Source organism: Bradyrhizobium genosp. SA-3, from assembly GCF_004212635.1.
Lineage (GTDB): Bacteria > Pseudomonadota > Alphaproteobacteria > Rhizobiales > Xanthobacteraceae > Bradyrhizobium.
On the sequence record NZ_PSRT01000036.1, the window covers coordinates 26,446 to 38,107 of the forward strand.

Sequence of the window (11,662 nt, forward strand, 5' to 3'; positions counted from 1 at the left end):
TAGCGGCGCCATGTCCAACGCGCCCGACACCGCCGCCGCGCCGGCCGAGCCGATCCCCGAATGCCCGCACTGCCAGAAGCCGATGCCGCTGTGCATCTGCGACAGCGTCACGCCCATTGAAAATCGGCTGTCGCTCCTGATCCTCCAGCACCCGCAGGAGCAGGACAGGGCGCTCGGCACCGCGCGGCTGCTCGCGAAGCATTTCGCAGATGCCACTGTGCGGGTCGGCCTGTCCTGGCCGAGCCTGTCCAAGGCGTTGGGGCGCCCGGTCGAGAATGCCGCGCGCTGGGCCGTGCTCTATCTCGGCTCGGCCCGCGCGGCCGATCTCGACGCCGAGGGCGAGATCGTCGCGCTCAACCGCAAGGGCGAGGTCGCGGAGAACCAGCGCGCGATCCTCGGCAAGCTCGAAGGCGTGGTGCTGCTCGATGGCACCTGGAGCCAGGCCAAGGCGCTGTGGTGGCGCAATCCCTGGATGCTGAAATGCCAGCGCGTGATCCTGAACCCGGCGCACCCCTCGCGCTACGGGCGCCTGCGTAAGGAGCCACGCCGCGACGGCCTCTCGACCATCGAGGCGGCGGCGACGATCCTCGCGGGCCTCGAGCGGCGTCCTGATATCGCCGACACCCTGCACGCCAGTTTTGAGCGACTGTTGACCCGCTACCGTGAGGTACAGGCCGAGATGCCGGAATTGGCGCCCAGACCTGCCCCGAAGCGCGGCCGCCGCGACTTCCGGCGTCGCAAACGAGCCTGACAGGCTGGAGCAAAAGCATAGCGCTCGAGGGCTCCATCAAGGCGTTGGAAGTCGCCTGGAAAGTGGGGCGAAGGCGGTTGCCTAAAGCCTTCATCCCCTATATTGCTCCGGCCTTACGGGGCCACGTGGCGGAGTGGTTACGCAACGGTCTGCAAAACCGTGTACACCAGTTCAATTCTGGTCGTGGCCTCCATCAAGCCTCTGATTCTTCAGCTTAAAATTCACTTCGGCTCAGGTTCCGCGAGCATCGCGTTCGATCTGCTCGCGCCGGATTTGCCCGGGGCCCGGCGGAAACCCGCGATTCAGGCCCGTTGGCATAGAGTTCGCATCGGTTGGGCGGAATATCCGATCAACCGAGCGCTGGAGAAGCCGTGGGCGACATCGTCCGATTTGTCCCGAAATCCGAGCTGGAGCGGGCTCGCCTCATTCGCGAGGCGCGCGCGATCTATGACAGCATCTTTCCGCCGGCCGCACCCGACCGGGTGCCGCAGGACGGCGAGGAGCGCGTCAAGACTTGATCATCGCTGTGCCGGGTTTTTGCGGCGAGCGCCTCCGGTAAAACGCCCGCGAGGCGGGCGCTTCCATTCGCAGCGAAGGTGGGCTCAGCAGGCTGCGTACCAGCCGTCCGGAAAGGGCAGCAGGGGCCAGGCGCCCTCGTTGTCATTGGCGGCTTTGGGCGTTGCAGCGTACGACCACGAGCGGGGCACGAATTCCTCCTCCGGCATGGGCGCGAAATCTTCGTGGATCATGACGTCCCGGACAGCATCCAGCAGCAAGTTGAATTCGGCTTCGCTCATCACACCCTCGCAGAACGCGGATGGCGCAATGTCGCAAAGCCGGTTTGTTTCCCGATTGATCCGATCGTTCGCATTTTAACGATCCGGCGATCGGGTCCCGATTGGTTAGCGATTCCTGAAAATTCGCTTGGGAACTCTAGATTCCTCCGCCTTGCGAGCAGTGTGAATAAAATCACATCCTCGCAGCTTTATTTCCCGCACCGTCTGTCGCGACACCGGCCAACGCAGCCGGGGGCAGGGCAGAACGGGAGAGCAGTCATGGAGGCGAGGTTCTTGCGGTTTGCAGGTGTGAAGAGCCGGGCGCGCCGTGCCTCGACCGTCGGGCTGTTTCTGACGCTGTTTGCCTCCGCCGCCCATGCGCAGGGAACGCCGGAGCAACGCCGGGCCTGCACGCCCGACGTCTACCGCCTCTGCGCCGGCGAAATTCCCAACATCCGTGCCATCACCGCGTGCCTGCGGCGCAACCGGGCCAGCCTGAGCGAAGCCTGCCGCAGCGTGTTCGACCAGGCCGGGTAGCCTCTGTGGATTTGTGCGCAGCAAGTGGCTTGCGCGCCACGCAAATCCGCCGATCCGTGTCTGTGAATATGCTGCGGGCAAGCTGTTGATTAATGGTGAGCGCGCTCAACGGACGCGACGCCAAGTCTGGCGGTTCGGAATCCCGTGACGCGAGGCCAGAGTCCCCCGGATTCGCGTTCCATCCGGCCTACAAGCCTTGGTGTTGCCCGACAGGCAAAACACGCCACTATTTGGTCAATCGTGATCGGCGAAAATATTCGCCTTTACAGAATTTCTGATTTGGCGCATTGTCGCGCCACCTCATCCCAGTCAGAGGGGCGTATCGCGATCGTCACGAAACGCGGGATGGGCCGTGGTGGACGCTGGCAGCACCGGCGCGATGAGGCAATCGCAGGGCGGGAGACCGTGAGCGATCGCCACGCGCAAACGACCGGTGCGACCAGCGTGCGGCAAAACCGTGTCGTCCTGACGCCCGGGGCCTGTGCGTCAAGTCTTGCGGTGATGCGTTTCGTCCAACCGGGCGCGCGCATCAGCGATCTGCAAGGCGACGGGGGCAATAGTGCATCGCTCCCCGGGGAGAGCTCGGCATAAGCCGTCAAACCACTGCGCAGGGAAGGCCGGGTTGTTTCCGGCTCCACCTGTATGCCGCTGTGCAGATTCTTGTAGCACACGCTTTCGCACAGTGGACCGCGGGTGCCCAGCCGGCACCCGGTCTTCCCTGCGCCCTCTGACAAAAGAGGGTGTCGAGATGGAGCATGACTCGGGTGAGAAGAGCCGCGAGGACGCGTAGGTGTGTCTGCGACAGAGATTTGCGTTGGTAGAGAGAGCTGTTGCGTCCAACTCCGTCACTGCGAGCGAAAGCGAAGCAATCCAGAATCCCTCCGCGGAAAGACTCTGGATTGCTTCGTCGCAAGAGCTCCTCGCAATGACGTGGAGAGAGCGGTGTGCCTCAACCTCAGTCTCGTGCCCCGGACGCTGCGCAGCACCAGGCGTCATCGAGCGGCGCTCGTGGCCTGGGACCGGCTCTGCGCTGCAACGCCTTTGGCGTTGCCGCTTGTCCGGGACACGAGAGTGGCGGGGGTCGATCATGGGTTTGCCGAACGCTCCCCGCATTTCGCCTCAAATTGCAACTCTTGCGTGCAGGAAGTCTTGATCCGCTGTGATCTAGAGGTGATCGCCCGGCTTGAACGCGGGCCCGGACCACGGCGACTAACCGATAGAGTGCACAGGGATCAGCGGACCGTGATTGAGACTCCTCTTCCTAAAGTACCAAAATAGTGCTTTAGTGCTTTCCATGAGCCCGTCGCCCCGAAACGCTCCGTCTGCGCTGCGTTACAGGCTTGCCCCTGATCCGGCCGCCAGGGCCGCGCTGGAGGCGACGTTCCAGGCTTATGACCACATGATGGAGATGCTCGACGAGGTCGCGCGGAGCCATAACGTCGGTTCCAACGTGGTCCTGCTCCATGCCCATGCCTATGAGCCGATCCGTAAACAGACCGCGCTGCCCTCACGCCTGGTGACGCTGGGCCTGCGCGACCGTGCCGACTATCGCGCGGCGCAGGGCCGCCGCCTGCCGCTCGACGACAAGCTCGCCAAGATCAAGGGCCCGGCCACCATTTCGATTGCAACCGTGCAAGGCCGCTTCAGCGTGCCGTTCGACTATGCCGGCTACGCCGAAGGCTGGGGGCGGAGCGTGCCCGCGCACCTGATCCGCACCGACGACGGTTTCGAAGTTCACTACGGCGTCACGCCGAACATTCTGCCAGAGGAGGAGAACGCTATGGATACCATCGCTGCCGCCCCCGACAATTTCCTGTCCCGGGTCGGGCGTCTGATCGCCGGGATTGCCTATGACGCGATCGAGCAGGCGGAGGGCAAGAACAAGCTCAAAGTGGTTGGCCAAGCCATCCGCGAGATCGAGCGCGCCGAATGCGAGGCGCGCGATGCGCTCGCGGCCGCGCGCGCCGAGGAATACCGCCTCAACGCGCGCCGCACCGAGATCGAGCGCGAGATGGCCGACCTCGCGCCTAAAATCGAAGGGGCGATCACGGACGGGCGCGACGATCTCGCGCGCGCCGGCATCGCGCGGCAGATGGATCTGGAGGCGCAGTTCGAGGTGCTCTCGCGCGCCATCGACGAGAACAACGAGAAGATCGAGCAATGCGTGACGTCGCTGCGCGCCGTGCTCTCGGCGCTCCAAGACGCCGAGCAGCGCCGCGCCGATCTCGAAAAGAGCGAGGCCGTCGCAGGCCAGCAGGCGTCGGCATCACCCCGCAAGCAGGGCGGCGGTTATGCGGCCGCGAAGGCGCTGCGCGCGGGCAGGGCGGTGGCACGGGTCACCGGCGTGCCGCCGGGCATCCCGTATTCGAGCGACATCGACGAGCTCAGCACGTTGCATCGCGACAAGGAAATTGCAGCGAGGCTGGCCCGGTTGAAGTCGCGCTCCTGAGTGCCGTGTCATGAGCGCTCTGCTCGAACACGTCATGTCGCCGGAGGTCAGGCCGTTCGCGATCGCGGCGGCCATGATCGTCATCGTCGGCTCGATCGAGGTGGTCTCGATGCTGGTCGGGGCTTCGCTCAGCGAAATGCTCGGCACCAACATCGATTTCGGCCACCCCAGCGACAATGGCGTGATCAACGCGATCTCATGGATCAATGTCGGTGGCGTGCCGCTGCTGATCTTCCTGCTGCTGTTGCTCGGCGCCTTCTCCATCACAGGCTTCCTGATCCAGGACGTCGCGCGGATGGTGGCCGGTCCGTTGCCGGCGACGGTCGCCTCGATCGGGGCGGTGGCCGTATCGGTTCCGTTGGTCCGCGGCGCCAGCCGTGCGATCGCGCGGGTCATTCCCAAGGACGAGAGCTACGCCGTCGGCCTCGGCGATCTGGTCGGCCGGGTTGGTGAGGTCGTCGTCGGTCCGCTCGACCAGGGGCCGCCGGGCCGCGTCAGCGTCGCCGACGTCCACGGCAATCGTCACTTCGTCTGGGCCGTCGCAGCACCTTCATCATCGCCCCTGCCGCAGGGAACCATGGTTCTGCTGGTCGATCGCGATGGCACCCGCTTCGTGGCGGTCAAGGCCGACGATGAACTCAAACCCTCCAAGCCCACTCTAAGCAGCTAGCACGCCATTATCGGAGAAAGTCATGTTCGACATTGCAGTCCCGGCCATGATCGGCGTCGCGCTGATCGTCGTCCTGGGGATCGTCTTCACCATTCTCTACAAGCGCGCCACCCGCGACGAGGCCTTCGTGCGCACCGGCCTCGGCGGCAAGAAGGTCGTGCTCGACGGCGGCGCCACGATCCTGCCGATCTTCCACTCCTATGCCAGCGTCAATCTGAAGACGCTGCGGCTCACCGTCGAGCGCAAGGAGCGGGAATCCCTCATCACCAAGGACCGCCTGCGCGTCGATATCGTCGCCGAGTTCTACGTACGCGTCCGTCCCGACGAGGAGAGCATCGCGCTTGCAAGCCAGACGCTGGGCGCGCTGACCAACGATGCCGAGGCGCTGCGCAACCAGGTCGAGGCGAAATTCGTCGACGGCCTGCGCTCGGTGGCCGCGACCATGACCATCCTGGAGCTCCAGGAGAAGCGCTCGGACTTCGTCAAGCACGTGCAGTCCACGGTCGAGTCCGATGTGAAATCGAACGGCCTCGAGCTGGAGTCGGTATCCCTGACGAAGCTGGACCAGACCGACGTCAAGTTCTTCAACCCGGAAAACTTCTTCGACGCCGAAGGTCTCACCCAGCTCAAGACCATTACCGAGACCCGCCGCCGCGACCGCAACGCCATCGTTCGCGACAACGAGGTGGCGATCGCGCAGAAGGATCTCGAAGCACGGCAGCAGACCCTGACCATCGAACGCACCAAGAAGGAGGCCGAACTCTCGCAGGAGCGAGACATCGCCAACAAGACCGCGAGCACCCGCGCCGAGGTCGCGACCGCGACACAGACCGCGCGCCTGACCGAGGAGAACGCTCGCATCGACACCGACAGGGCTGTCGCAGAGAAGGAGGCGGGCGCCAAGCAGGTCAAGGAAACCGCCGTGATCGAGTCGGATCTGGCGATCAACAAGCGCAGGACCGACGCGCAGCGCGAGATCCAGATCGCGACCCAGGAGAACGAGATTCAGATCGCCGCCAAGAGCAAGCAGACCTCGGAGGCCGTCGCCGAGGCCAAGACCGCCGAAGCGCTCGCCGTCTCCGCCGAGGAAAAGGTCGTGACCGCGCGCGCCGTCGAGGTCGCCGATCGTGCCCGTCTGACCCAGGTGCTTGCCGCGCGTACCGAGGCCGAGCGCAAATCGACCGAGGTGATCGTGGCGGCCGAGGCAGACAAGAAGGCGGCGCTCGACCGCGCCGAGGCGATCACGACGCTGGCCACCGCCGAAGCGGAGTCCAACAAGATCAAGGCGGTCGGCGTCCGCAACATCGGTGAGGCCGAGGCCGCCGTCATCACCATGAAGAACGAGGCTCAGAACAAGCTCGGCAGCAACGTCATCGATTTCGAGATCGCCAAGAAACGGATCGAGACCATGCCGGAAGCGCTCGCCGAGATGGTGAAGCCGATCGCCAACCTCAAGGACGTCCGCATCCTGCATACCGGCGGCGCCTTCGGCGGCAATGGTAACGGCGCCGGCGGCAATGTCGGATTCGGCGAAGGGCTCGCCGGCGAGCTGCTCAAGGTGCATGCGCTGCGTCCGATGATCGACGAGATCTTGCGTCAGAGCGGCTTTGCGCCGGGCGAAGATCCCGTGAAGGCGTTGGTCGGCGCCGTGACGGGGAAGGGCAACGGCGCTGCGGTGCCGGCGGTTGCGCCCGCAGCGGAGAAAACAAACTCTGCCGATCTATGAATGCCCGTTCATTGCTGCGGAGAATTCGAAACGATAAGAACAGGCCGTGCGTGTCTCGCGTCGCGCACCTCTTCCGGAGTGCTGGTCGATGGGTGTCTTGAACCTGTCGATTGCGCTCCGGACGGATCTTTCGAGGCAACGTCATTTGTTGCCGCGGCGCCTGCGCCGATCGACGCCAGGCGCCGAAGCCTGTTTCGATCGGGAGATTTTCAATGAAGTATTTTCTGTCTGGACTGGTCGCGATCGGACTTGCGATCGCCGCCGCACCGTCGCTCGCGGCTGACGCCCGCAACGTCACCGTCGTCAATGAGACCGGGTATGCCATCAAATTCCTCGGCTTCAACGCGCCGGACGATGGCCTGGACGAATGGGAGAACGAGCTCGACAAGGTTTTGCAGAACCAGGCGAGCACCTATGTCGAGTTCGACGAGGACGACGAGGGATGTGTCTGGAACATTCGCGTCGACTGGCAGAACTATGACGAGGCGGTGCTGTGGAAGAACGTCAACCTCTGCAGGATCACCGCGCTGCGGCTGCGCTATGACTCCGGCACCAAGACCACCTCGTTCCTCGCCGAGTAGCCTGACCTGACATGGGGCCGCTTTCCGGCCCTTCCTCAGCCGCCTTGCGGAAGATGACGAATTCGTCTTTGCAAGCGCAACCGGCTTTGTTATACGCAGCCGCGCGCGAACGACTGGTTCGCCTTTTCCTCGGTAGCTCAGCGGTAGAGCATCCGACTGTTAATCGGATGGTCGCTGGTTCGAATCCAGCCCGGGGAGCCAAATTCCGCTTATCTTTCAATGCTTTGAGGCCGCGCTCTGATGTGACGCGCGATCTGCAAGCACCGTCTGGTGCCCAATCCCGCGGAATCGGGTTCAAGCAGACGTGTCCAGCAGCGCCGTCGCGCCATGAGGACGGCGCCAAATCGACTCAATTCAAATCGAGCTTGGCCAGTGCCGGATCCTTACGGAGCTGATTCCCATGCCAGACATCCAGGTCGACCGTACTCATATGGCCCCCTCGATTCTGCCGGCCGACGTTCCCGAGCTCAGCGACGATGAATGCCTCGCTTGCCTTGCGCGTGCGGTCGAGGCGCCCGACTCGGCGCGGCTGGACGAGGTCGCCGCTCTGATCGGCCGCCTCGCGGTGGCGATCGAGTGATCCGTCTCGCCCTGATGATGCGGTGAGCTGCCAAGCCAGAGGGCTCCTCGCAGCCAACGGCCATGTTGCGTTTTGGCCGGGCATGTTCCAAAGATGCCGCCAACTCATCTCCGCGGCATCGTCCGCATTTCAGGGTCCGCAAATGTCCGGTTTCTCGACCGCGCGCCAAAAAATGGTCGATGGCCAGGTGCGCACCAGTGACGTCACCGATCGTCGTATTCTCGATGCCATGCTCACGGTTCCGCGCGAGGCCTTCGTGCCGGCCAGCAGACAGGCATTGGCTTATCTCGACCTCGATCTCGACGTGAGCGAGGGCGGCGCCAAGCGGTTCCTGATCAAGCCGCAGCTGACCGGCAAGCTGCTGCAGGCCGCCGAAATTGGTGAAGGCGACAATGTGCTGGTCGTCGGCTGCGCCTCTGGCTATCTCGCCGCGCTGGCCGCCAAGCTTGCGCGCCAGGTCACGGCGACGGAATGTGATTCGGCTCTGGCCGCGAAAGCCAAGGACGCCTTCGCCGCCCTGGGGCTCGCCAATGTCACCTGCAAGGTCGCTGCCTGCAGCGAGGGTGATCCCTCCACCGCTCCTTATGACGTGATCATCCTCAACGGCGCTGCCGAGACAACCCCGGCGGGGTTGCTCGGGCAGCTGAAGGAAGGCGGGCGCCTGGTGGGAGTGTCGGCCGAATCCAAGCCGCCGCGGGCCGTGGTCGTGACCCATAGCCACGGCGAATTCGGCCATCGGGCGCTGTTCGATGCCGCCGCCCCGGTCCTTCCGGGGCTGGAACGGGCCGCTGCCTTCGTGTTCTGAGGTCCCAAAGCCTAAAAATCCCGTTCTGAATCAGAAGTGTGGCCGGGATGCTGCACGTGAAGAGTTTCCACCGCGAACTACCTTGAGGTGGTTCCGTCGCGGCAATCCCCGTCCTATGTTGCGGCGGGGCAACGACTCCTCCACTGGTAGACGGTAACCCAGCTCGCGGGCACGAGCCGGGCGTTAGAATGAACGGAATTTCAGGGATGCATGGGGTGAAGCTCTTCACCGGAGCTGCGGTTTCGGTCCTGCTGCTGTCGCTAGCCGGGCCGATGCCTGCCTTGGCGGATACGATCGAGTCCGCGCTGGTGCGCGCCTATCAAAACAATCCGCAGCTCAACGCACAGCGTGCCCAGGTGCGCTCGACCGACGAGAACGTGCCTCAAGCCTTGTCTGGCTATCGCCCCAAGGTCTCGCTGACGGCGAGTGCTGGTTATCAATATCAGGATACGCTGACTGCGCCGGGCAGCACCCCAATCAACGGGACCACCGTTCCCCGCAGCGCGGGTTTGACCGTTTCGCAGACGCTGTACAACGGCAACCAAACCGGCAACAGGACGCGCGCGGCAGAGAGCCAAGTGTCCGGTGCTCGCGAAGCGCTGCGCAGCCTCGACCAGAGTGTGCTGCTTAGTGCCGCCACGACCTACATGGACTATCTGCGCGACGCCGCCACGCTGGAAGTTCAGCGCAGCAACGTGCGCGTGCTCGAGCAGACGCTGAAGCAGACCCGTGACCGCTTCAATGTCGGCGAAGTGACGCGTACCGACGTTGCCCAATCGGAAGCGCAGCTGGCTGCCGGCAAAACACAGGCGCTTACCGCCGAAGCGAATCTCACCACGACGCGCGCGAACTTCCGTCGTGTCATCGGCAACGAGCCGACGAGCCTCGCGCCGGGCTCGCCGGTCGACCGGTTTCTGCCTGCAACGCTTGCGTCCGCCGTCCAGCTCAGCCTGGTCGAGCATCCCAACGTTACAGCCGCAATGTTCGGCATCGATGTCAATTTCTTGCAGGTCAAGGTCGCCGAAGGCGCGCTGCTGCCAACAGTCACGTTGCAGGCCAGCGCAACGCAGGCCAATGAACAATCCCTGATTCAATACAGGGCGTTTAGCGCCGCCGCGGTCGCGCAGGCCTCGTGGCAGCTCTATGACGGCGGCAACCAATATTCGCTGATCCGCCAGTCCAAGGAAAATCTGGCGCAGCAGCGTCTTAATCTCGAAAACACGCGCGACCAGACGCGTGCGACCGTGGTGCAGTGGTGGGGGTCGTTGCAGGCCGGCAAGGCGCAGGTGCAGTCTGCGCAGGCGCAGGTCGCGGCGTCCGAGATCGCGCTGAACGGCGTGCGCGAAGAAGCGAAAGCCGGTCAGCGCACCACGCTCGACGTCCTCAACGCGCAGCAGGCGCTGGTCAATGCGCGCGTCGCGCTGGTCACCGCGCAGCATGATCGCGTGGTTGCATCCTATAACGTCCTCGCGGCCATCGGCCGCCTGTCGCCGCAGGTGCTCGGCCTCGCGACCACGGTCTATGATCCCACCGTGCACTACCATCAGGTCCGCGACAGCTGGGCCGGCGTACGCACGCCCGACGGACGCTGATTTCCGTAAGTATCCGGTCGCCTCGCCAAATAGCCGAGGCCGACCGGCGCTTTGCTTGCAATCATCAAAATCCCTGACATAGCCTTGCCAAGAAGATGCGGGTCGATTCGCCCGCATCGATGCCGTGTGCGTAAAGCTTGAGTGCCGCGGGCAGGGGCGCACCGCCGCACGTTGAGCCGTGATCTGGGGACAAGTCGGGCTGCCGCGACGAAAATGTCGGGCCGCCTGTCCGGAACCGGCCAATCCTGTCGTGCTTGGTGTAAAACAACGCATGCGAGGGCGTTGATGATGTGGAGTCGGAGATGACGCAGCCTGCAAAGGTCACAGAACCCTCGATGGAGGAGATTCTGGCCTCGATCCGGCGCATCATTGCCGACGATGAGGCCAAGCCGCCGCCGACAGAGGCCGCCAAACCCGAGAAGGCTGCGGCGCCCGCCGCGCCGCCAAAGCCGCAGGCGATGAACGACATTCCGCCATCCAAGGTCGCTCCGCCCAAACCCACCGCCGAAAAGCCCGCGCCGCCGCCGGCCGCAAAGCCGGCGCCGCCAGCACCCGCACCTGCGTCGGACGCATCCAACAGTCAGGACGACATCGACGCGCTGCTGGCCGGGCTCGACGCGGCCACGCCTGCGCCCGAGGTCCGAGCTCCAGAGCCCGAACCCGAGCCGGAGCCCGACGTGCTCGAATTGACCGACGAGATGGCGATGGACCCGACACCGCCTCCGCCGCCACCCAGCTTCCGCAAGGTCGAACCGCGCGACGATCTCGAATTCGCCGAATCGCCGCCGCCGCGCACCGCGCCGCCGCCGTCTTACGCGCCAGTGGACTTCGATGCGCCGCCGCTGCCGCCGCAACAGCCGATCCTCGCGCAATCGACGGTCTCCGCGGTCGAATCCGCCTTCAACTCGCTGGCCCACACGGTTCTGAGCAGCAATGCGCGAACGCTGGAGGATCTGGTCAAGGAGATGCTGCGTCCGATGCTGAAGTCCTGGCTCGATGACAACCTGCCGGGCTTGGTTGAACGCATTGTGAAGGCCGAAATCGAGCGGGTCTCGCGCGGCGGCCGCTGAGACGGGCCGTGCGGCCCCGATAAAGCCCTGCTCCTGCGTCATATTCGGCCTGCGGCCCGGGCCGAAAATGCTCGCCGTTGAGCTTCCCGTTGACTTGAGCCCCGCGCGCGGCTTTCTAGCAGCCC

General features: G+C 64.5%; 13 protein-coding genes and 2 tRNA genes. 13 read left to right on the forward strand and 2 right to left on the reverse strand.

Annotation, left to right across the window (positions count from 1 at the left end):
• Positions 1 to 10: 10 nt before the first annotated feature.
• The 3 genes from CWO91_RS14715 to CWO91_RS42940 all read left to right on the forward strand — a co-directional run bounded on the left by CWO91_RS14715 (position 11) and on the right by CWO91_RS42940 (position 1,269).
• A complete protein-coding gene (locus CWO91_RS14715) occupies positions 11 to 751 on the forward strand; it encodes a tRNA-uridine aminocarboxypropyltransferase (protein WP_130214080.1) in 741 nt (246 codons plus the stop codon).
• 119 nt (positions 752 to 870) lie between these two features.
• Positions 871 to 944 (forward strand) — tRNA-Cys (locus CWO91_RS14720).
• Positions 945 to 1,122: 178 nt separating this feature from the next.
• Positions 1,123 to 1,269 carry a hypothetical protein gene (locus tag CWO91_RS42940; protein ID WP_165405461.1) on the forward strand — a complete coding sequence of 49 codons (147 nt, stop codon included), beginning with the start codon at positions 1,123 to 1,125 and terminating at the stop codon, positions 1,267 to 1,269.
• Between the two features lie 84 nt (positions 1,270 to 1,353).
• Here CWO91_RS42940 and CWO91_RS14730 read toward each other — a convergent pair whose 3' ends face one another.
• Entirely contained in the window at positions 1,354 to 1,548 is a 195-nt protein-coding gene (locus CWO91_RS14730; protein WP_130214081.1) for a hypothetical protein, read from the reverse strand.
• Positions 1,549 to 1,806: 258 nt separating this feature from the next.
• On the opposite strand from CWO91_RS14730, the gene CWO91_RS14735 reads away from it, so the two are divergent.
• The 9 genes from CWO91_RS14735 to CWO91_RS14790 all read left to right on the forward strand — a co-directional run bounded on the left by CWO91_RS14735 (position 1,807) and on the right by CWO91_RS14790 (position 10,467).
• The gene (locus CWO91_RS14735) at positions 1,807 to 2,064 is read left to right on the forward strand and encodes a hypothetical protein (protein ID WP_130214082.1); all 258 of its coding nucleotides are present in this window, start codon (positions 1,807 to 1,809) and stop codon (positions 2,062 to 2,064) included.
• Positions 2,065 to 3,349: 1,285 nt separating this feature from the next.
• Positions 3,350 to 4,513, forward strand: coding sequence for a PspA/IM30 family protein (locus CWO91_RS14755; protein ID WP_130214085.1), 1,164 nt, complete (start codon positions 3,350 to 3,352; stop codon positions 4,511 to 4,513).
• 10 nt (positions 4,514 to 4,523) lie between these two features.
• Positions 4,524 to 5,183: an OB-fold-containig protein gene (locus CWO91_RS14760; RefSeq protein WP_128944213.1), complete on the forward strand. Its 660-nt coding sequence runs from the start codon at positions 4,524 to 4,526 to the stop codon at positions 5,181 to 5,183.
• A gap of 22 nt (positions 5,184 to 5,205) precedes the next feature.
• Complete coding sequence (locus tag CWO91_RS14765; protein ID WP_130214086.1) at positions 5,206 to 6,909, forward strand: flotillin family protein; 1,704 nt, start codon at positions 5,206 to 5,208, stop codon at positions 6,907 to 6,909.
• Positions 6,910 to 7,121: 212 nt separating this feature from the next.
• Positions 7,122 to 7,490: a hypothetical protein gene (locus tag CWO91_RS14770; RefSeq protein ID WP_130214087.1), complete on the forward strand. Its 369-nt coding sequence runs from the start codon at positions 7,122 to 7,124 to the stop codon at positions 7,488 to 7,490.
• 126 nt (positions 7,491 to 7,616) lie between these two features.
• Positions 7,617 to 7,691: transfer RNA gene (locus CWO91_RS14775), tRNA-Asn, on the forward strand.
• A gap of 199 nt (positions 7,692 to 7,890) precedes the next feature.
• Complete coding sequence (locus tag CWO91_RS14780; RefSeq protein WP_128933926.1) at positions 7,891 to 8,070, forward strand: hypothetical protein; 180 nt, start codon at positions 7,891 to 7,893, stop codon at positions 8,068 to 8,070.
• A 142-nt stretch (positions 8,071 to 8,212) separates the two neighbouring features.
• A complete protein-coding gene (locus CWO91_RS14785) occupies positions 8,213 to 8,875 on the forward strand; it encodes a protein-L-isoaspartate O-methyltransferase family protein (RefSeq protein WP_165405462.1) in 663 nt (220 codons plus the stop codon).
• Between the two features lie 206 nt (positions 8,876 to 9,081).
• A complete protein-coding gene (locus CWO91_RS14790) occupies positions 9,082 to 10,467 on the forward strand; it encodes a TolC family outer membrane protein (protein ID WP_130214106.1) in 1,386 nt (461 codons plus the stop codon).
• Between the two features lie 64 nt (positions 10,468 to 10,531).
• Here CWO91_RS14790 and CWO91_RS44260 read toward each other — a convergent pair whose 3' ends face one another.
• Positions 10,532 to 10,936 (reverse strand): hypothetical protein, encoded by a 405-nt coding sequence (locus tag CWO91_RS44260; protein ID WP_245471255.1) that lies wholly within the window; start codon positions 10,934 to 10,936, stop codon positions 10,532 to 10,534.
• Here CWO91_RS44260 and CWO91_RS14795 point away from each other — a divergent pair.
• Positions 10,836 to 11,537 carry a PopZ family protein gene (locus CWO91_RS14795; RefSeq protein WP_245471254.1) on the forward strand — a complete coding sequence of 234 codons (702 nt, stop codon included), beginning with the start codon at positions 10,836 to 10,838 and terminating at the stop codon, positions 11,535 to 11,537. The genes CWO91_RS44260 and CWO91_RS14795 overlap by 101 nt on opposite strands.
• Positions 11,538 to 11,662 lie beyond the last annotated feature (125 nt).